The following is a 20,549-nucleotide window of genomic DNA, read 5'->3' as shown; positions in this document are numbered from 1 at the left end:
TCTATATCTAAGATTCATAATCCCTCATTTCAGCTTTCAATAAAAACCACATGTTCGACCACTATTTTATTTAAACAAACTAAAGAAATTTTTTCTAAGTAAACCAAATGCATTAACCCACTGCATAAACATACGATAAATATACAATTCCAACTTGACTCTAGGCTTCAATAATTTTTGATTATTCATTACTATCAGCCGATTAAGAGGATCATAAACCAACTTCATATCTGGTCGTATTCCGTAAGCTACCCTATAAAATAACAATGCTTGCTCGTACTTGCCTCGACTTTCTAGGATCTTCGCATAATCAACTGCTAGTAAAACTTGTTTTCCTGTAGGTAAGTTAAGAGAAGATAAGAATTGAGATGTCTCATTAATAGCAGAACGATCCGCATCAACTTCGCAATGTGACAAGCCATACGAAGAATAAATATCCAATCTATCGACAACAAGGTCATTATTAATAGCTAACAATCTTTTTATATACAAATAAAGAAAAATGTTATGTTTCTTTATATAATTATTTATCCGCCGGAAGTCCATATGAGTGTTGTGCTGCGAAAAATATCTTTTTTGCCTCGCGTTTAACACACTATTTGTAAAGCGTTCCAGATCAATTTCATCATACTCTAATTGCCAACGTTTAAGTCTAGTGATGACAGCCTGGCGAAGTTCCTCGTATGTATCAGGCTCAATAAGTGAATATCCTTCACCATCTGATTCCATCCCCTGTAGCGTGCTGTCGAGTGTCGGCTCAATTTCATCCAAGCCTAAATTATTCAGCGCCCTCTTGTACTCTAACGCCTCAAAACAGTAGGACGTATTTATACGCTGATTGTCGCTGGTAGAACTACGCTCCAGTCCAAGAACACTATAAAAATCTGAAACGATATCTCCACCGACAAAAATTGCTCTATCATAAAATCTGAAGTTCAATCTTGAGGCACTTATCTTTTTTACAATTTTTTCAAAACCGTCAATTTGTCGAAACTTTGTGCTACGGGATACAGATAACTTGGCGGTTTGACGATGCCTTTTCACAGCTTGATTATAACCAGAATCAATTATTTCAAGCGGATTTCTAATATAAATCAGGAATTCAGCACTAGGTACAACATCAGATAACTCCTCAATAAAGTCAAAAAAGAACTCTGACGACAACAGTAATACATCATAGCTAGAGCCATAAAACCACTTAACTAGTTTTGATACTTTATCCCGACTAATAAATAATTGTCGATGTTCATCATATGAAAGTAGGCTAGTCATATTGCCGGAACTAATACCATTTTTATTTATCATATGCGAAGGATAATAAACGCCACTATTTCTCAAAAAACCTTTATTTAATAAAAGAGAAGATTGAATAGCTGATGTACCTGTTTTCCCTGGCCCTACATGGATTAAAATTCTTTTGTTATTGGGCAAAATCGAACACCTTACACATATCGTATATTCTAACGAGCCTATATTGTTATCGTAAAATTTCGAAATTTATCGTTCTTGAACTGATATTACTGCCCATAAAATTAACAGGCACTCAACTAGTAAGTGGTGGAGAGTTAATAATTAAAGCACATTTAATAGACTAACCTTCCACACTTTCAAGAAATCATTACTTGCTCTCAATATCCACTAGACTACTGATTTAAAATATTCAATTGTTTTCAAAAGGCCTTCTTTCAACTCAATAGAAGGCTCCCAACCTAAATCTCTTTTCGCTAACTCGATTACCGGTTTTCTTTGCAAAGGGTCATCCTGTGGAAGCTTTCTATAAACGATTTCACTCTTACTACCAGTTAAGTCAAGCACGATTGTAGCCAATTCATACATTGAAAACTCTTTGGGGTTTCCTACGTTTATTGGACCTGTGATATGTTCATCCGAATTCATAAGTCTTACCATTCCATTGATAAGATCGCTTACATAACAAAAGCTACGAGTCTGACTTCCGTCACCATATATCGTAATATCTTCCCCTTTGAGAGCCTGTACGATGAAATTGCTAACAACTCTGCCATCATATGGGTCCATATTAGGACCATAGGTATTAAAGATCCTCATAACCTTAATCCTTAGCTCATGCTGACGATAGTAGTCGAAAAAGAGAGTCTCAGCACATCTTTTCCCTTCATCATAACATGCTCTTATACCCGTCGTACTAACCGCTCCCCGGTAGGTTTCTGGTTGGGGGTGAACTTCTGGGTCACCATAAACCTCACTAGTACTAGCTTGCAGTATTTTGGCCTTACATTTATTTGCCAAATCTAACATGTTGATCGCACCTAGTACCGAAGTCTTTGTTGTTTGTACCGGATCAAATTGATAGTGAGGGGGGGAGGCTGGACAGGCCAAATTGTAAATTTCGTCCACTTCTAAAGATATTGGGTAAGTAACATCATGCCTAATAACTTCGAAGTAATGGTGATCAAGCATATGCTCAATATTTTTTTTACTTCCAGTAAAAAAATTATCTAAACATATGACCTCATTACCCTCTTCTAGTAGCTTTTCACAAAGATGAGAGCCTAAAAAACCCGCACCACCAGTAACTAACACTTTTTTCATATCAAAATCCATATCATATAATAACAATTAGCTCAAATTCATATTGTTTTCAAAATACTATGCTCTAGAGCTAAGATATCTATGTCTAAATCATTAAATTTTTTCGTTCCGTCATTAAAAGTCAAGAAGTCTCTTTTTTCACCTACTACTTGATAATCTAAATCTAAAAAGTTCGCTAAAAACCAAAATGAAGGTAGCCCGTAATCATGCTGTATCACCTCGATAACCGATGTCTTTGATGTAGAAAATACTAGATTACTTAACCCTGCACCGTGTATACCAACAATGACTTCAGCTTCTTTAAAGATACCTATCTGCTCTGCAAACGAATAATCTTCTAACTTTAAAATATCGAAGTTATACTTATCTAACAGATCTTGTAGTTGACGTTTATTTTTAACTCCTCGCCTACCATTTGGTCTGTCTATGAAGATTCTTTTACACTTTTTGGGTACGCTAGACTCTATGTTCTCTCTCAAAAACTCGAAAAATAATTTGAAGTCTGAATGGCCATTATGCATGGGATGTTTAATAGTATTCGTTACTAGAAGTTTTTCAAACTTTAAAATCCCCTCGCCTTTTAAAGATATAAAGGAGGAATGTTTATAAGCTGGAAATAGAGAGCATAAAGTTTCTGTCTGAGAACCAAAATACTCATCACAAATAACGTTATTAATCGACTCGCCATTGTAAGCTTCATTTATCAAACGTAATTTTGCTGCACCTTCTAACAAAAAGTGGCAATAATTGGTTTTAGCTTTAAACGTGACGCTAGTTGCAGTAACGCCTCTATATAAAGTAAGACGGCTGTTAGCAAGGTTTTGCAAATCTTTTTTATTCAGCTTTAAATTAGCTATACTATCTGTTAATTCTTCAATGAGTTCAAAGTCACTATCAAAGAAAAAGGCGCCTTTATCATCATAATATAAATATACATTAGACAGTTCATAAACAGACAAAGGGAATCGCTTCAATACCATATCTCTGAATTTAAACCCCAGGGCATTTATATCCGAAGTCAGATTTAGCGGTCTCTTAACCTTAGATTCGATAGCATCTTCGAATTCTTTGATAACTTTCATTTTAAAGAACCTTCTTCTCTACAATATTATCTATTAGGAAGCTTTTGCTATTCTTTGAAATATAGTCAAGTTCAGACTCTGACAAAGACATCTTCCTCTCTTCAACTAATTGCGTTGCTCTTCCTCTAATATTAGCTATATGCCTTTCGAGATTTTTGTCTATATCAATATTCAGTATTTCAAATAATGGATTAAGGTCCTTTTTGCTATTAAATATACTCGAATACTCGACTACATTAATGTCATAACCTTTAGCTATTGCTTCTCTAGTTAAGTATAGCGAGCGATTCCACTCTCTTACCGCAGCCATAAAGTCTTTCGAAGCTGGCCAATTCTTCCCATCTTTTACTCTCTCCTGGTAGGAAGATGCAACTTCGACTATATCACGATAAATGAATATGACTTTTGATTCAGGAAATGCCTCAAATAACTCATCGTAGACTTCATAAAGATCAGGCCGTTTATCGCCTACCCATTTACAACTATCAAACTTAGCTTCTATGTTTGGTGAAAAACGGTGGAAAGCAAAAAAATCCGAATAAAATGTGTCTTCTTCACGCAAGTCAAAAAAGCGCTCTTTCACAAAATGTTCTTTAGTCAGCTTAAAATCATTTTTCTTTACTAAATGACCGTACCTTTCCATACCAAGTACTATATCTTCCGAGCCGCTAAGTAGTTGAACCAATGCACTCGTACCAGATCTAGCACAACCAGCAATAAATAAATTCTTTTTCATTGTCATCACTTCTATTTACTTGAATAAATTCCAACACCAGCGAATATTCTTTTAAATTGTTTATGTCCATGCTCAAAGGAATAACTTGTATTGCACAATATTTGGCTATTTTCCGCAAACTTATTCCATAATGATTGGTCATCGTAAAGCTGAATGATTCTATCCACCCACTCTTGAGGTTCAAGTGCGATGAAAGTGCTTATACCATGCGTTAAACCTGTCCCTTCTGCCGCAACTTCAGTTAACACTGTAGGTAATTGATATGCCATTGACTCCAACACTTTGCCTTTTATTCCAGCACCGGAAAGGAGCGGGGCAACGAATAAACGATGATTGTGATAGACTCCATCAAGTGAAGGGGCAAATCCATGCATCTTAATATTGGCTGTTTCCATTTCTTTATAACTAGCAGGCATGTTGCTGCCATATACATGCAATACAATATCCGGTCGATGTTTAGCAAGTAGCGGCATTATATCATTGACCAGATACTCGACAGCCTCGCCATTGGGAGTATGATTAAATCCGCCAAGAAAAACTATTCCATCTCTTTTTGTAAAGCTTTGACCTACAGGCTTCTCTTCAAGGACCCATGGTGTCAGATGTAACTTACTGTCATCTAAAGTATGGCTAGTGATAACAGCATGTTCTGTTGTGTTGTAGCATAATACCGCATCAGCTTTCCGGCATACTTCTAGTTCCGCATCTCTTGTTCTCAGTGCCTTTTCTAAATCTTTGCTACTAGTACTTGTTGCAGCCCTCAACTCCCTCAAAAAATGCAAATCGGCATTATTGAACAAAATTTTCACATTAGATGTTTGTTTTATTTTATCTATGTATTTCTCAGCAACGTGATACCGCGTAATATATACAGCGTCCATTTCAGCAAGACGTCGAGACAACACTTCATCCATAGATTGATAAAAAGGTGCGTATAGGACTTCCACTCCAAGGCTTTGTAGCTTTTTAGTATATTTACCAAAGTGTGCAAGATTCTCTGGAACAAACGTTACCTTAAACCCTAATGACTGTATAAGTTTAATTTCTTGAATTGCTGCGTAGCTTCCCGCATCTTGATTAGGCATAGGTGTCGCATAATCAATAACCAAAACGCGCTTTTCGATATTTCTGTCTTTTTCAAGCAACATGTTGTCCCAGCTGGCAACACCGTTATTGCGGTATTGTTTAATCCATTTAGCACGAAAAGTTGCTTCATTAACTTGTTGATAGCGTTTAAGGCCTTTAGTTACATCTGTACCGTGGCTTTGGCCCTCAAAATGAATCACCTCTGACTCAGGAACATAAACGGTTCTTAAGCCAAGCTCTCTGACTTTAAAAGCGATGTCTGTATCTTCATAATAACAAGGAACAAGTTCCTCACTGAAACCTCCAACCTGCTCCCACACTGCTGTCTTGATGCACATAGCGGCGCCGGTAAGGTAATCAACATCGCGCACATAATTATATTCAGGTGCTAACGGATCTTGGTCTCTGCCCACATTCCAGGGCTGGCCGTTGTTCCAGACAATCCCGCCCGCTTCTTGCAAAGTACCATCTAAGTTCAAAAGCTTAGAGCCGGTCATTCCTATTTGCAGATTACCTTCCATTTGGCTAATTAGTCGATCTATCCAGTAGGAAGTTACCTCGGTATCATTATTAAGCATAATAATGTACTGCCCGCTTGCTTTTTTAGCCGCTTGGTTACAACTTCTTAGAAATCTTAAGTTTTCTGCATTACGAGAGACGACGATATTACCAATTATCTCCTCTGCTTCTGCGGTGATATCGGTAGAACAATCGTCGGCAAGAATCACTTCATAGCTGGTATGGTTAAAGGCAAGGGCAATGGACGCGATGCAGTGATAAGTTAGATTAAACTGATTGTACGCCGGAACAATTATTGAAACTTTTGGCTGATCAAATTTTGGTAGTGAAAACGACGGAAATTTGTTTCTATTTTCGTAGCCTTCCACTACTAGCATGTGAACGGTTGAAACTTGCTCCGCAGTATAATAGTGCGAATTCCTCGCTATTGCATCTAAATGGTACTTAAGTGATTCAAAACGGTAATTACTATGTACATTCAGCGACATAAAGCCTGAAGTATTAGCACTATCTTTCAAGTATTTCCAAGGTGTCGCAATTTTGTCCTTCGCACCTGTAGCACCATTTTGCTTCTGAGCTTCCTGTACTTCAGGCTGTGGGCTAGCTAATAAATCTGGTGAAAAAGATTGGCTATATTTAACCTCTCCTTCAACAATAAACTCTTTTTGTGCTGAAATTTTAAAGATGGGGGCTTTAGCAATTAATTTTTGAGTACTTAATTCTACCAGTTGTAGCTCTGAATCTATTGCTATGGTGCCTTCACTTAGATATAGGTTAAAGCTGTGCTCACCCTTGTGAATACCTTGTTGCTTTAAGTCTTCCCGGTATAAATTTGCTAATCCCCTCGCGACTATTTGCCCATCACAAACGATAGCGATATCTAGCTTTCTATCAGTTTTATTTGACGCCGCCCAGCCGGTAATATTTCGGCCATCAATAGAATCAATAAACCCAATTAACGACTCGCCTAATTTGGTATATGTTTTAATAGACTTTAACAAATAACTTAGCTTTTCATTGACCATTTCGGCATTCTCTTTGGATTCTACGTTAATTCTTAATACTGGTTCAGTGTTTGACTTACGAATATTAAACCGCCATTTTTCCAAACTTACACCGAGTCCATCAGTTAGATCGATCTCGGCATTCGTGATATGACTAAACTTACGTTTGAGTGCTTCAATGATGTAGTCCGGATCAGTAACTGTTAAATTGATTTCTCCTGAACTTGGAAATTTGCTTATTCTGTCGGCGACAAGAGAAGATAACCCAACCGACTTTACAGACATCAACTCAGCGATTAATAACCAAGGTATCATGCCACTATCACAGTAGAAAAAATCTCTAAAGTAATGGTGGGCACTCATTTCACCGCCATAAATAGCGTCTTCCGCACGCATCCTTTCTTTAATGAAAGCGTGTCCAGTTTTACACTTAACCGGTACACCTTCATTTTTAAGAATAATATCTTCAGTATTCCAATATACACGTGGATCGTAGATAATCCGCTCAGCACGATTTTTTTTCAAAAACGCCTCAGCTAACAAACCCACGATATAGTAACCTTCGATAAACTGGCCTTTTTCATCAAACAAAAAGCAGCGGTCAAAGTCACCATCCCACGCTATGCCCATATCGGCTTTATGTTTAATGACTGCATCGGCAGTATCTTGCCGATTCTCGGGTAATAGAGGGTTGGGTATCCCATTTGGAAACGTTGGATCCGGTTGATGATGAATTTTGACAATTTGTATTGGTATTGAAAGACGATCAAACTGTGCTTCAAGCGCATCAATCACATGCCCTGCAGCACCATTGCCAGCATTAACTACAAGCTTGAGTGGTTTAATCAATGACGGGGAGATATACGTTAATAAGTGCTCAATATAGGAACCTAAGTTTGATTCGCGTCGATAGCTTCCTTTTGTGGTTACTTTCTCAAATTTATTATGCTCAGCTACCCGCTTTATTTCGTTAAGGCCAGTATCACCACTAATAGGTTTCGAATTCTGCCGAACCAACTTCATTCCATTGTAATCAATAGGGTTATGTGAAGCAGTGACAACTATGCCCCCATCGGTTTTTAGATCAGAAGTCGCGTAATAAATCTCTTCTGTTCCAACAAGACCTAGATCTATCACATTACAACCAGCGTCTTGAATCCCTCTCGATAACGCTAACTTTAAACTTTCACTTGTTTCTCTTGCGTCACCGCCAACAACAATAGATGCCGCTTTAAGATACTGCGCTGTGGCCCGTCCAATACGATAAGCTATATCTTCGTCTATCTGTGACCCCAATTGTCCCCTAATATCATAAGCTTTAAAACAACTTAGCTCTTCCATGTTATTTTCTACCATATCGATCATCTAGGCGTACAATATCGTCCTCGCCTAGGTAGCTCCCTGATTGTACTTCAATTAATTCTAAGTCAACTTTACCTGGGTTCTCGAGTGCATGAACGACGCCAACAGGAATAAAGGTTGATTGATTTTCGGTCAATAAAATCTCGGTATCACCATTAGTGACTTTAGCTGTACCCGAAACAACAACCCAATGTTCCGCACGGTGATGATGCATCTGCACACTTAATTTAGCACCAGGTTTCACAGTAATGCGTTTAACTTGATATCTGTGTCCTGCATCGATTGAATCATACTTACCCCAAGGCCTAAACACCTGACGATGATGCTTGGTTTCACTTCGATTTCTTTGTTTTAATGATTTAACGATGTGTTTCACATCTTGAACATTGTCTTTATCTGCGACCAATAACGCATCATCAGTTTCAACAATAACAATATTGTTCAAGCCTACTGCAGCAACGAGTCTATGTGTAGAATGTACGAGTGAATTTGTCGTATTGTGCATAACGACATCACCGTTAACCGCATTGTTATTGCGATCTTTAGCATCTACGTCCCACAGCGCCGACCAAGACCCAATATCACTCCAACCAGCATCAAGGGGAATGACTGCTGCATTTTGGGTCCTCTCCATAATGGCATAATCTATCGAATCATCAGGCGAAGCAAGAAATGCCTCTTTGTCTAAACGAATAAAATCGAGATCTGAAGTCTTGTTTTCATACGCCAATTCACAAGCGGTAAAAATGTCTGGAGCATAAGCCTTTAATTCAGCCAAGAAGGTTGACGCTTTGAAAAGAAACATACCGCTATTCCAATAGTACTCATTGGCTGCGATATAACTTTTCGCTGTGTCTAGATCAGGTTTCTCAACAAACTCATTGACTTGAAAAACGTTCTCAGAAATAACTTCGCCGCGGCGAATATATCCATAACCGGTTTCTGGGTGATTGGCTACAATCCCAAAAGTTAACATTTTACCGTTTAATGCTTCTGGTAACCCTTGAACTACAGCATTTTCAAACTCTGTTGGGTTCTCTATGATATGGTCAGCAGCCATCACCATCATTATGCCATCCTGTTCAGCACTATTGATGATGTCAAAGGCAGCTAAAGCAATTGCGGGCGCAGTATTTCTAGAAGCTGGTTCCAATAAAATTCTCGCCCCCTGATAGCCAATTTCTCGCAACTGCTCCGCCACTAAAAATCGATGATTCTCATTGCATAACAAAATTGCTTTACCGCCATCTAATCCATAAGTCCGTTTTACAGTTTCTTGCAACATGCTTTGATTTGATGCAAACGAAAGGAACTGCTTAGGAAAAAGTGAGCGACTTAACGGCCATAAACGGGTTCCTGAGCCTCCTGCCATAATAACTGGAACTATCTTCATCAAAACGCCTCTATCCTTTCTAAAAACAAAATACACCAAATGATGCAAAAACTAATACATTGAAACAGTGGCAAATAACTTAAGCTTCCTATAAAACTATCTGGTTACCTAACTCACAATAATCAAGCTAAAAATCGGTAGTACGATCAATAAGCTTCAAACTATTGGCTATTTTTCTGCCTCAGCTAACTTCACAATCATATCTTTAAGTTGTGATTGCCAGTGGATTGTATTCATACCAGAGCGCTTCTCACCCGATGCCTTATCTAACACACCATAATAGGGACGAACTGCTGGTGTAGGGTAAGCAGTTGCTTTAATCGGAAGAATAGGAATTTTCTTATTTAGCAGCCCGGCTGAGAAGGCTAAGTCTTGAATGGCTATTGCGAAGTCATACCAGGATGTTACCCCTGCATCAGTCCAATGAACAACAGAGCTTTGCGCCCATTTTTCACTTTGTTGATCTGATTGAACGACCATCGCCCAAATCGCATTTGCAAGTCCTTTCGCCCATGTTGGTGTGCCGACTTGATCATAAACTACGCCTAACTGCTCCTTCTCGGTCATTAGACGCAGCATCGACTTGACAAAATTACTGCCATACTCTGAATAGACCCATGCTGTACGCACTATGATGGCACCTGTGGGCATCAATTCGAGTAATCGACGCTCACCTTGGAACTTTGACCTACCATAAACTCCAAGCGGTGCCGGCGCATCTTCCGGTGTGTAAGGTTGATTGTTTTTACCATCAAAAACAAAGTCAGTTGATATATGAACTAATCGAAGTTTTTTTTCACTACAAATCTGCGCCAAGTTTGCAGTGCCAAGCTCATTAACCGAGTATGCGGCCTCAACATCAGACTCTGCTTTATCAACAGCAGTGTATGCAGCAGCATTTATAATGATTGTTGGTTGGTAGGTTGTTACGGCTTGCTCTAACGCACTTAAGTCGGTGATATCGAGTGTGCTCGAATCCAAAGATACCAGCTCAAATTGACTCGGCAATGTTGCTTGTAACTCCGTTGCCAACTGGCCACCTTTCCCAGTGACTAAGACTCTCTGCTTTGACATATAGCTAAAGTTCCAGTTTAGGTGCTAGCGCCAATGACAGTGCGTTTGCATCTTTGTTGGACAAAATAGGAGCTCTATCTTCAATTAGGGGCCAATCGATAGCCAAACTAGGGTCATCCCAGCTAATTGATATTTCAGCCTCAGGATTGTAAACATCGGTACACTTATAAACAAATTCGGCAGATTCAGAAAGCACGTAAAAGCCATGAGCAAACCCTTCTGGAACCCAGAGCTGACGTTTATTTGTGGCTGATAATATGACTCCAACCCATTGACCGAACGTATCTGAGCTGGCTCGCATATCAACCGCAACATCAAATACTTCACCGCTAACTACTCTGACGAGCTTTCCTTGAGTATTGTTTGTTTGATAGTGTAACCCTCTAAGAATACCACGATCTGATCGACTATGATTTTCTTGAACAAACTCCCTAACTCCACAATGTTTATTAAACTCATCACGACGAAATGTTTCCATGAAAAAACCCCGTTCATCTCCATGAACTATGGGTTCGATCAATTTGACGTCAGCTATCTTAGTTTCTAAAAACTTCATAAATCCCTTCTACTTGAAATCCACTAATTAAAAAAGTTTTTGTTCCAGCAGATTAAGTAAATACTGACCATACCCTGATTTACGTAATGGCGTGGCTAACGCTTTTAATTGTTCATCGGTAATGTAACCCATTCGATAAGCAATTTCTTCTGGACAATTGACTTTAAGCCCTTGGCGTTTCTCAATGGTTTCAATAAACTGAGCAGCCTGTAATAGGTTATCATGCGTGCCCGTATCCAACCAAGCTGTGCCTCGTCCCATAATTTCTACATTAAGCGTTTTCTCTTCCAAATAGCGTTCAATTACATCCGTAATTTCTAATTCGCCCCGCGCAGAAGGTTTAACTTGCTTAGCATATTCGACCACTTTTCGATCGAAAAAATATAGACCCGGTACTGCGTAATTTGACTTAGGCTGCAGTGGTTTTTCTTCTATTGATATTGCTTTACCTGACTCGCTAAACTCAACAACCCCGTAATCGCGCGGATTAGCAACGTGATAACCAAATATAGTAGCCCCTTTGCTCTGCTCAGCAGCTTTTTTTAAGGAGCTAGACAAATCATGCCCATAAAATAGATTATCACCTAACACTAAGGCTGCATCAGCGCCTGACAAAAACTCTTCAGCTAGAATGAAAGCCTGTGCTAACCCATCAGGGGAGGGTTGTGCTACATAATCAAATCGAACGCCCCAACTTAATCCGTCACCTAACAATTGCTTGAAACGTGGTAACTCTTCTGGCGTAGCAATGATAAGAATCTCTCTAATACCAGCATTCATCAAGGTTGATATTGGATAATAAATCATTGGCTTATCATAGATTGGCATTAGCTGCTTACTAACAACTTTTGTTAACGGGTACAATCTTGTTCCTGAGCCACCGGCTAAGATAATTCCTTTTCTAGTCATTGTTTATATCTTCACTACTTTTTGTTTATCAGCTAAATACTGCGCCATGACATCTTCGGTGCTGCCAAGTGTAATCACTTTACCTTTATCCAGCCACATGCACCTATTGCACAACTTGTTTATTTGGTTGATGCTATGCGAGACAAATATTACGGTTTGAGAACCAGCCATCTTGTCCCTCAAAGCCGCCTCAGCTTTCTCATTAAATGCAGCATCACCAACACTTAAGGTTTCATCAATGAGTAAAAGGTCAACTTTAGTCAACAGCGCCGCCGCAAAACCTAGTCTACTTCTCATACCCGATGAATATGTTTTCACGGGTTGATTATAAAAATCTCCAAGTTCCGCAAACGCACCAATCTCATCAACGAGTGGTTGAGCTCTTTTGCGTGAATAACCATTTAACATACAGCTAATCAACGCATTGTCCCTACCAGTTAAATTAGAGTTAAAACCCAACCCTAATGATAATAGTGACTTAGAAATTTGATGAGAATAGGAAATATTACCTCGATCAGGTGGCAATGTTCCAGCTAACACTTTCAATAGTGAAGACTTACCCGAGCCGTTACGTCCCAGTACACCAAATACTTCGCCCTTCTCCACATCAAACGATATGCCATCAAGCGCTCTATAAGTAAAATGCTTAAAAAAGCCAGCCCTACTTTTATATTCTAAGGAAATGTTATCTACTGACAGTATTACATTACTCATTACATATAGATTCTTCTTGTCAACCAACCATTAAAGCGCTCAAGACTACCAAAACCGACAATCGAAAACACTACGCCGATAGCAAATGCAGGTAAACACGACCACCAATCAATAATTTGGCCGAACAGCAACACCTGCCGATAACAATCTATGATAAGCGCTAAAGGGTTAAATAGTAATACCGCGTTTCTCATATCAGGATCGGCTATGGCATTCACATCCCAAAATATTCCTGAGCAAAACATTAGCCCCATCATGAACATTTGTAGAATCATTCTAAAATCAGGCAAAAAAGTCACCATCATCGCCATCAGGCTCCCAAATCCGCAGATTAATAGATACTGCAACAAAATCAATGGCACTAACTGCCACCAATATTGATAATCTTGATAACCTGAAAAAATAACAACCGCGATCATTACAGCGAAAGTAACTACTTGCTGATAAGCCGCCTCTTGGATATTAACTAATGGAAAAATGAATTTTGGAATGGGTCGTTGATCAATAAGACCTTTGTTTTCAACTAATGAATTCGCCGCAGTAGTGATACTTTTGGAAAACCACAAAAAAGGAATTTTACCTAAAATGAGAAAAATCAAAAAGTCGCCGCGTCCCCTGTCTAACATAACCTCAAACACAAAATAGAAGAGAGCAACGAATAACAGTGGTTCTAGAACCCACCAAATATAACTTAAAATCAAGGTATTAGCTTTAGACTTAAGTTTCATGCATGCCATAACATGAATTAATGAGAAATACTGCACTAAGCTCACTTTTTGCTACTCTTGCTAGCTTCATGTTGCTCCACTTGTTGCTCTAGAATGGCAACACGTTGGATAAGCCGGTCTAACTTCACTCGATCTTTAGTTCTTTCAATATCGTTTAATAACGCTTTTAGCAGCAAAATCATACATGCAAAAATCACCGGTAAAATCGGCGGGTAACCTATTCCCATCAATTTCGCTGCATAATCAGACAAATTAGGAAAAATACCCAGTATGAGAATTAGAACCGACAGCACAGTCCAACGAATTGCGGAGCCGGGAAGAATATTATCTCTTCTTACCAAAATAAATGCAGCAACAAAAAACAATATAGCGATTAACGCGCTGAAAATTTGATAGTTTTGCAAAATTATCTCTACTTAGTTTTTAGCAATGAAGCTTGATATCTAAATTCACTGCTTTTTCTAACTTTGCTAATACACAACAGTGAGGTGTGAGCCATATAATAAGAAACTGCCCACCAGGAGTAAAAAATTCGTGAAATACCATCTTCCCTCGGTTTCATCGATACTTCTAGTTCTTCAAAATCTAGTCCAAACCCTTTTAGCAATAGTAACACTCCGACATCCTGATACTCCAACATCGATGCTTCTCTTGTACTTAGTACTGCGATTGCGGCTCTATTATACAACCTGAGACCTGAAGTAATATCCGATATTTTAATACCAGACAGAGTTCGAAATAATGCCCATGCGATATGTCGTGCTAGGCTCCCCCGCTTTGTACAGGACCCAACCACGATATCTGCGCCACTTTGTTCTTGAGCAGCCAGCATCATAGAGATTGAACTGGGCATATGCTGCCCATCCGCGTCAAAGGTTATAACGCGATCAAAATCGTTTAAGTAACAATAACGAATACCGGTTTGCATGGCTTTCCAAGCGCCCAGGTTAGTCGCTAATGATAACAACACCACATCAGGATATTGGCGCACTATATCAGCAGTTTGATCAGTACTACCATCATCAACAACTACAATTTGGTATTGTTCGAAATCTAACAGGGAATCAAGCACCTTTCCGATGCTCTTTTCCTCGTTATAAGCAGGTATAACGATAGCGCGTTTAATGTTGAATACCTTCAAAATGGATGATTAATCTACACCACATAGTAGCAATTTAAAGCTCGTTAGCATTACATAAAAACCAATGCAGCTAACATAACATTTTTTCACAAAATTGGGGATAACATAACATTTTTTCACAAAATTAGGGCTAACTATTAACCCCAATTAAACGAATATTCCACGCTACTCTGGCTTTTTTGACTTATATGCTTCTGCCCACTTACTGGCCATATCCTTGGCAACTTCCAACTCCTTAGCTGAAAGCTCTTTTGCCGCTTTTTGCTGATATTGTTCTGAAATCTCGTGCCCATTACCAAGTGCAACGGTAAACCAGGCGTAAGCTGTTTTCATGTCTTTTTCTACACCTGTTCCCATAGCATATTTAAAGCCAAGCATGCTTTGTGCCTGTGAATACCCCATTCGCGCTGACTTTTTGTACCAGTCTATAGCCGCTACTTTATCTTCGGCAACATGCCTACCGTTATCTAACATAGATGCGACTTGATAAGCTGCTTTGTAATTCCCTTGATTGGCAGCGGCAATTGCTTGTTCATATTCTGTTGACGCCTGAGCGAAACATGAAAACGTCAACAATACAATGGCAGACAGAGAGCTAAAAATTTTAGTCATGGGTTAAATCTCACTAGTAAAACTGGTTAAAAATGTATCTAAAACCCTTGTGCTTTAAGCTTTTCAAGGAGCTGCCTAGCATAGTCGTTTTCAGGGTCATTGGAAATAGTTCGCTGCAAGTATATTTTTGCTTGCGACTGACGCTTTAATGCCCACAGCGACAGCGCCATCCCTAAGTTTGCCTCATTTGGTGGAGGACGATTATCCATTGTCATCACATTTTTAAAAGCAGAAAAAGCATTGGAAGCTTCGCGTTTCTGGATATAAATAAAGCCTAAGTTCGTTAACAGCTGCTTTCTCGCCTCATTGCTGTTAACTAATGGCAAATAAGTTTGAGTCAGCGATATGGCCTGTTCTAACTCACCGCTATTTTTAACAGCTGCGATATAATTACTTATATAAAGGGCTCGCATGCCTGGCTCATCAGTAAGTACAACTGCCTGTTCGAAATGTTCTGATGCTTTTCGCCATTGTTCACTTTCCATATATAGCTGGGCTAATGCGTTATGGACCCGAGCTTTATTCGTCGAAATAGCCAACTCATATTGATAAAAGGCTACGGGGTCTAACCACAAAGCGTTACGCTTTATTGTTATTGATGAGTACACAGCAATAATGCTCATAGCGCTAAGAACTACGATAAAAGGTTTTATATCAAAACGTTTGACTGCATGATAAATTGCAACAACTACGGCTAAAATGAGACCAAAATTTGGAATATAGGTGCGATGATCGAAAGCAACATCTCTGATAGGAATAAAGCTGGACTCAACAATTTGCGCGGTATAATAGAAAAATATGCCGAAGCTAATTAATGGCTGTTTTTTAACACAATAGATCGCCGTTATCAGCAAAGCCACGTGCAGCCAAATGTAACCAGATACCTTTGTGAACAGGCCGTCAGCAATAGGAGTTGTATATTCTAGTTGCAGCGAGTTCGGGACAAAGAGCCGCTGAATATATTCCCCTACTACCCTTATTTGTGTTTCAAAGTAAGCTAGGCGGGTTATCTCTGTGGTTTCTCGTGTATAGGCGTCCAACCACAACACCCCCTGTTGAAAGCTCTCACTAAACGCTACAAGCAAAGCAGCGAGCATCAAACATCCAAGAAAACCGACAAACACAAGCTTAAATTTATTCGCTAATGCCCCTAAAACAAGCCACTCTAATAAAAAGATAGAGAGAAAAATAGCTACCGTATTTTGCTTAGTAAATAAAGCCAGTAGTATAAAAAGTCCAGTAATAAAGCCATAAATTAGCACCTCTTTACTTTTGTGTGCCTGCCTTGTCAGTAGGTAAAAATACAAAGAAGCGAAATAGAATAACCCAGCAAGTGACGCAATCCGTTGAACAATATAAGTCACTGCTTGGCTGCTTAACGGATGACAAACAAAAACCAATGCGACGACAAAGGGCAACCAAGCTGTAGAGACCTGCTTCGCACGACAGCATTCTTTCGTTAATAAATAAACAAAAGCTGCACAGAAAAAGTGAATAGCGTTATTGGTTAGATGAAAGCCCGCTATATCTAATCCACTAACCTGATAATTAAGAGCAAAGGAGGCATAAGCCACGCCCCGAAGCCCATAAAGATTAAAGACTTCAAGTAACGGTAAACCTAAGCGATGCACATTCTCATATATCGATGATGCATCATCCAAATAAAACGGCGCTTTCAGGGTAATAAAATAGCAAACGACAGTCATCAAAAATAAGCTGAACAACTGCCAGGTTTGCTGATGTTGAGCTAGCGCTAGTTTCAAATTACGCACTTTATGTACCATAGCTCTTATACTCACAGAGGCAATTGTGACTAACGTAAGGCACTTTTAACCATGCCACATATTTGTTTTACTTCTGATACGGTTAAGTCGCCATAAAGAGGTAAGCACAACACTCGCCGACTAATTTCATTAGCAATCGGTGTTTCCCCACGCTTACCATAGCATTCAACTTCTGAAAGGCTTGGGTAAAAGTAACGCCTTGTTTGCACGCCGTCCTCTGTTAGATGTTGCATCAGCTTCAACAACTGCTTTTCATCTTTACAAAGAATTGGCATATAGGCACCATTATTACAACTGCCATCGACCCATTGCTGAAACTCAAAATCATCGTTTAGCAGTGATTTATAAGTGTCAACAGCTTCTATTCGCTGTTCTTGAATAGCATCCACATCATCTAACAAGCTAAGTCCCATAGCGGCATGCATTTCGCTCATCTTGGCGTTTATACCGACATTTTCGGGATACTGGTGACGATTAAAACCAAAGTTAATCATTTCTTTGGCCCGTTGCAAATCGTGCGCTTTTTTAAACACGATAGCCCCACCCTCAACACAGTGGAAAATCTTTGTCGCATGTAGACTTAAGGTGCTTGCATCTCCCCAATTCAGCACAGACTCGCCATTAAGACGACAATTAAAGGCATGAGCCGCATCATATATCACTTTTGTATCTAGCCCCTTTGTCAGTTTTTCGAGATGGTGTACATCACAAGGGTTCCCAAATACATGCGTCGCAACAATCGCTGAGGCTGCCCGCACCTGCTCTTGAGTAATCAATTTAGGATCGATATTGAGCGAGCTTGAGTCAATATCGACAAACTGACATTGGTGGCCTTGCCATGCAACTGAAGACGCAGTGGCAGCAAAGGAAAAAGGTGTAGTAAGAATAGGCCTGCTGCTGTCGGTTAGACCTAGCGCTTGATAAGCCACCTGCAAGGCAAACGTACCGTTTGCCACTAACATAAGATGCTCTACTCCTAAATGTTCAGCTAAACGCTGTTCCAACTGTTGATGCAAGGGGCCTGAATTTGTTAACCACTTTGAGTCAAATACAGATTGGACATACTTTTGATAAACATCTATAGCGGGTAATACAGGTCTTACAATCGGAAATTTTATGGCCATGATAAAAAAGTATAGAAAGCAATCTTTTGATTCTATCAGAATTATGCCTAACTAAAGAATCAATATTTTAAGCAAAAATTCATTCGTTCAAAATGGGGGCTAGAACAATACATTAAGTTAACTTTTCTCGCGATATAGCGTCAAACCGTTAACTTTTTTATGGTTTTGGCTATCACTTCTACGTCTGCCTTGGAGGGATTAACGCCATACTGAATCGGTTAATTTAGTTAGTTTACTAAGCTAATGTTGCTCCAAAAAAGGCTTAGTTGGAACATCCTATAAATTCAGCATAAACTGGAATTTTAAAGTTCAGGCACTCTATGAGGGCGTATCGATGCTTAATGGTGTGAATGCTGCTGGAAACGCAATGTTGGAAACGCGGCCTATAAAAACTCACGCGTAAAAAGGCAATAAAAAAGCAGGCACTAGGCCTGCTTTTTCTGCTATATCAAAATGATATTAGTTACGAGTGTGAGTCTCGATAACTGCACGGTCACCACCGTTGAAGTACAATGCGCTAACAGCGATTGATTGCTTAGGAGCGTTAACGATTACGTCAAACGCTACGTCGCCTTCGATACCTAGGCCTTGAAGCTCAGGAGTGATGTTAGTCATTGCATCAGCGATAGCTGTAGTAGTTAGCATGTAAGACTGTGGCTCAACCCAATCAGCATCGTTCTTAGCGTATACTAGTACTTCGATGTCACCGTCTTGGTTAGAAGTGTTAGATACAGAAACGATTGGAGAGAAACCGTCACGGAAAGGCATGAATGGTACGTGAACGATTGCACCATTTAGACCCCAAGCACCCGCATCAGCTTTGTCTTGTAAAATTACAGAACCAGCTTTAGTTGAGAAGTCAGTGTATGAAACAGTTGTAGTTGCAGTGAACTCTTGTGGAGAAAGAGCCTTATCAGCAACACCAGCAGTCTCACCTGAGATATCGATAGTGATAGTGTTAGCAGTCAGACCAGCATAAGTAGTTACAATCTTGTCTGCGTATACTTTTGGAGCAGCATCAGCAGTAGAAGTAACGTTGCTAGTCGTGATGATACCACTGTCGTTTGCTTCACCTAGGAAAGAGAAGTCACCGTGGATAACATAGTCAGACTTAGTCGCAGTAGCTGGAAGCGCCCAAACTTTACCAGTTGGAGCAGCATTTTCAGTAGTTTCAACTGTAACTACATCTTCGTATGTAGTCGCACCAGTACCAACAAACTTAAGGCGCTGCTCATTCACATCGATAGTAGCATCTAGGTCGTGAGTTACTGCTGCAGCAAACTGATCCTTAGCTTCAAAGATGATTGTTGCTGAGTTCTTACCTGCATCGATTTCGATACCAGTAGAAGTTTCTGCACGGTAATCTAGAGTAGTCTTGCCAGAAGAAAGGATGCTGGTAGTCTTGAAAGTAAGACCATTAACAATTAGCTTACCAAATTTAGTAGTATTCGCAGCATCATTTGGATCGATGTAATCCAAAGAAGTCACACGCATAACTAGTTGGTTTTTAGTAGAGCTAGGTAGTAGACCTAGAACCATAGTACCAACAAGAGTTACTTCGTCAGCAGCGTATAGCTGAACGTCAGTTGTGATTACACTGTTTGTTAGGTCGACATCACCACCAACGAAATCAAAATATAGTAGATCGTCTGGCTTGTACTCTGCTTCCAAGCTTACTAGTACATCACCTGCTGCATCACCAACGCTAACAGCGTTACCAATTTGAACGTTTGCAGTGTTAACAGCACCTTGCTTAGAAAGAAGAGCTGAAGCAGTATCTGTAACGTCAGCAGCAGAAGCAGTGGTTGCAACAGAAGCTACTGCTAGTGCGATAAGCGTTTTTTTCAACATTTTTATGTCCTTTGAAGTTTCATGAAACAGAAGGTAAGTCTTCTTACTCTTCATTTGTGTTCCGATTATGGTCGCCTTTAGAGGCCGTCGCCTAAAATCCTAAGCGACCTAACCAGTTAAGATTCTATGGGGGGCTATCATTTGTGTCAAGCCTAATAGATTGAAAAAATTGACAACAGTCAACATTGTGCAATTAATAGGCTAACTAATTTACATGTTTTTTACATACAAACAGGTCAAATACTTGACATAACCTTGCAATTTTCAGGGGGATAATAACAAATCGCTTAAAATTCATAAAGC

General features: G+C 39.5%; 16 protein-coding genes and 2 pseudogenes. All 18 read right to left on the bottom strand.

Annotation, left to right across the window (positions count from 1 at the left end; genetic code table 11):
• Window positions 1-66: 66 nt before the first annotated feature.
• Complete coding sequence (locus ACHUFW_RS04175; protein ID WP_394200833.1) at window positions 67-1,431, bottom strand: hypothetical protein; 1,365 nt, start codon at window positions 1,429-1,431, stop codon at window positions 67-69.
• Between the two features lie 207 nt (window positions 1,432-1,638).
• On the bottom strand, window positions 1,639-2,571 hold the full coding sequence (locus ACHUFW_RS04170; protein WP_394200831.1) for a UDP-glucuronic acid decarboxylase family protein: 933 nt from the start codon (window positions 2,569-2,571) through the stop codon (window positions 1,639-1,641).
• A 38-nt stretch (window positions 2,572-2,609) separates the two neighbouring features.
• Window positions 2,610-3,653 carry a glycosyltransferase family 61 protein gene (locus tag ACHUFW_RS04165; protein WP_394200830.1) on the bottom strand — a complete coding sequence of 348 codons (1,044 nt, stop codon included), beginning with the start codon at window positions 3,651-3,653 and terminating at the stop codon, window positions 2,610-2,612.
• 1 nt (window position 3,654) lies between these two features.
• Window positions 3,655-4,389, bottom strand: coding sequence for a sulfotransferase family protein (locus ACHUFW_RS04160; RefSeq protein WP_394200828.1), 735 nt, complete (start codon window positions 4,387-4,389; stop codon window positions 3,655-3,657).
• 11 nt (window positions 4,390-4,400) lie between these two features.
• Window positions 4,401-6,290, bottom strand: a pseudogene (locus ACHUFW_RS04155) (glycosyltransferase); the annotation flags it as partial.
• A 687-nt stretch (window positions 6,291-6,977) separates the two neighbouring features.
• Window positions 6,978-8,339, bottom strand: a pseudogene (locus ACHUFW_RS04150) (phosphohexomutase domain-containing protein); the annotation flags it as partial.
• Window position 8,340: 1 nt separating this feature from the next.
• Window positions 8,341-9,753: a mannose-1-phosphate guanylyltransferase/mannose-6-phosphate isomerase gene (locus ACHUFW_RS04145; RefSeq protein ID WP_394200827.1), complete on the bottom strand. Its 1,413-nt coding sequence runs from the start codon at window positions 9,751-9,753 to the stop codon at window positions 8,341-8,343.
• A 168-nt stretch (window positions 9,754-9,921) separates the two neighbouring features.
• Window positions 9,922-10,827, bottom strand: coding sequence for a dTDP-4-dehydrorhamnose reductase (gene rfbD, locus ACHUFW_RS04140; protein WP_394200826.1), 906 nt, complete (start codon window positions 10,825-10,827; stop codon window positions 9,922-9,924).
• Window positions 10,828-10,831: 4 nt separating this feature from the next.
• On the bottom strand, window positions 10,832-11,383 hold the full coding sequence (rfbC, locus tag ACHUFW_RS04135) for a dTDP-4-dehydrorhamnose 3,5-epimerase (RefSeq protein ID WP_394200825.1): 552 nt from the start codon (window positions 11,381-11,383) through the stop codon (window positions 10,832-10,834).
• Between the two features lie 27 nt (window positions 11,384-11,410).
• Window positions 11,411-12,292 (bottom strand): glucose-1-phosphate thymidylyltransferase RfbA, encoded by an 882-nt coding sequence (gene rfbA / locus ACHUFW_RS04130; RefSeq protein ID WP_394200823.1) that lies wholly within the window; start codon window positions 12,290-12,292, stop codon window positions 11,411-11,413.
• 3 nt (window positions 12,293-12,295) lie between these two features.
• Window positions 12,296-13,006, bottom strand: a complete 711-nt coding sequence (locus ACHUFW_RS04125) for an ABC transporter ATP-binding protein (protein WP_394200821.1) — start codon at window positions 13,004-13,006, stop codon at window positions 12,296-12,298.
• Entirely contained in the window at window positions 13,006-13,707 is a 702-nt protein-coding gene (locus ACHUFW_RS04120; protein ID WP_394200820.1) for an ABC transporter permease, read from the bottom strand. Before ACHUFW_RS04120 ends, ACHUFW_RS04125 begins: the two co-directional genes overlap by 1 nt.
• A gap of 68 nt (window positions 13,708-13,775) precedes the next feature.
• Window positions 13,776-14,138 carry a DUF2304 domain-containing protein gene (locus ACHUFW_RS04115; RefSeq protein ID WP_394200818.1) on the bottom strand — a complete coding sequence of 121 codons (363 nt, stop codon included), beginning with the start codon at window positions 14,136-14,138 and terminating at the stop codon, window positions 13,776-13,778.
• A gap of 8 nt (window positions 14,139-14,146) precedes the next feature.
• Window positions 14,147-14,875 (bottom strand): glycosyltransferase family 2 protein, encoded by a 729-nt coding sequence (locus ACHUFW_RS04110; protein WP_394200817.1) that lies wholly within the window; start codon window positions 14,873-14,875, stop codon window positions 14,147-14,149.
• Window positions 14,876-15,040: 165 nt separating this feature from the next.
• Window positions 15,041-15,487, bottom strand: a complete 447-nt coding sequence (locus tag ACHUFW_RS04105; RefSeq protein WP_394200815.1) for a tetratricopeptide repeat protein — start codon at window positions 15,485-15,487, stop codon at window positions 15,041-15,043.
• A gap of 38 nt (window positions 15,488-15,525) precedes the next feature.
• On the bottom strand, window positions 15,526-17,250 hold the full coding sequence (locus ACHUFW_RS04100; RefSeq protein ID WP_394200813.1) for a tetratricopeptide repeat protein: 1,725 nt from the start codon (window positions 17,248-17,250) through the stop codon (window positions 15,526-15,528).
• A gap of 50 nt (window positions 17,251-17,300) precedes the next feature.
• Complete coding sequence (locus ACHUFW_RS04095) at window positions 17,301-18,395, bottom strand: DegT/DnrJ/EryC1/StrS family aminotransferase (protein WP_394200812.1); 1,095 nt, start codon at window positions 18,393-18,395, stop codon at window positions 17,301-17,303.
• 459 nt (window positions 18,396-18,854) lie between these two features.
• Window positions 18,855-20,246, bottom strand: a complete 1,392-nt coding sequence (locus ACHUFW_RS04090; RefSeq protein WP_394200810.1) for a hypothetical protein — start codon at window positions 20,244-20,246, stop codon at window positions 18,855-18,857.
• Between the last annotated feature and the right edge of the window lie 303 nt (window positions 20,247-20,549).

Origin of the sequence: Shewanella waksmanii (genome assembly GCF_043643685.1) — a bacterium.
Taxonomy (GTDB): Bacteria; Pseudomonadota; Gammaproteobacteria; order Enterobacterales; family Shewanellaceae; genus Shewanella; species Shewanella waksmanii_A.
Note: the sequence above shows the minus strand (reverse complement) of the source record. Positions and strands in the feature narration are given on the sequence as shown.

Bases quoted from the DNA above. Each gene is read 5' to 3' on its own strand.
- ACHUFW_RS04090 (WP_394200810.1), bottom strand. From the start codon at position 20,246: ATGTTGAAAAAAACGCTTATCGCACTAGCAGTAGCTTCTGTTGCAACC.
- rfbD (WP_394200826.1), bottom strand. From the start codon at position 10,827: ATGTCAAAGCAGAGAGTCTTAGTCACTGGGAAAGGTGGCCAGTTGGCA.
- rfbA (WP_394200823.1), bottom strand. From the start codon at position 12,292: ATGACTAGAAAAGGAATTATCTTAGCCGGTGGCTCAGGAACAAGATTG.
- ACHUFW_RS04095 (WP_394200812.1), bottom strand. From the start codon at position 18,395: ATGGCCATAAAATTTCCGATTGTAAGACCTGTATTACCCGCTATAGAT.
- ACHUFW_RS04125 (WP_394200821.1), bottom strand. From the start codon at position 13,006: ATGAGTAATGTAATACTGTCAGTAGATAACATTTCCTTAGAATATAAA.
- ACHUFW_RS04165 (WP_394200830.1), bottom strand. From the start codon at position 3,653: ATGAAAGTTATCAAAGAATTCGAAGATGCTATCGAATCTAAGGTTAAG.
- ACHUFW_RS04160 (WP_394200828.1), bottom strand. From the start codon at position 4,389: ATGAAAAAGAATTTATTTATTGCTGGTTGTGCTAGATCTGGTACGAGT.
- ACHUFW_RS04105 (WP_394200815.1), bottom strand. From the start codon at position 15,487: ATGACTAAAATTTTTAGCTCTCTGTCTGCCATTGTATTGTTGACGTTT.
- ACHUFW_RS04170 (WP_394200831.1), bottom strand. From the start codon at position 2,571: ATGAAAAAAGTGTTAGTTACTGGTGGTGCGGGTTTTTTAGGCTCTCAT.
- rfbC (WP_394200825.1), bottom strand. From the start codon at position 11,383: ATGAAGTTTTTAGAAACTAAGATAGCTGACGTCAAATTGATCGAACCC.
- ACHUFW_RS04145 (WP_394200827.1), bottom strand. From the start codon at position 9,753: ATGAAGATAGTTCCAGTTATTATGGCAGGAGGCTCAGGAACCCGTTTA.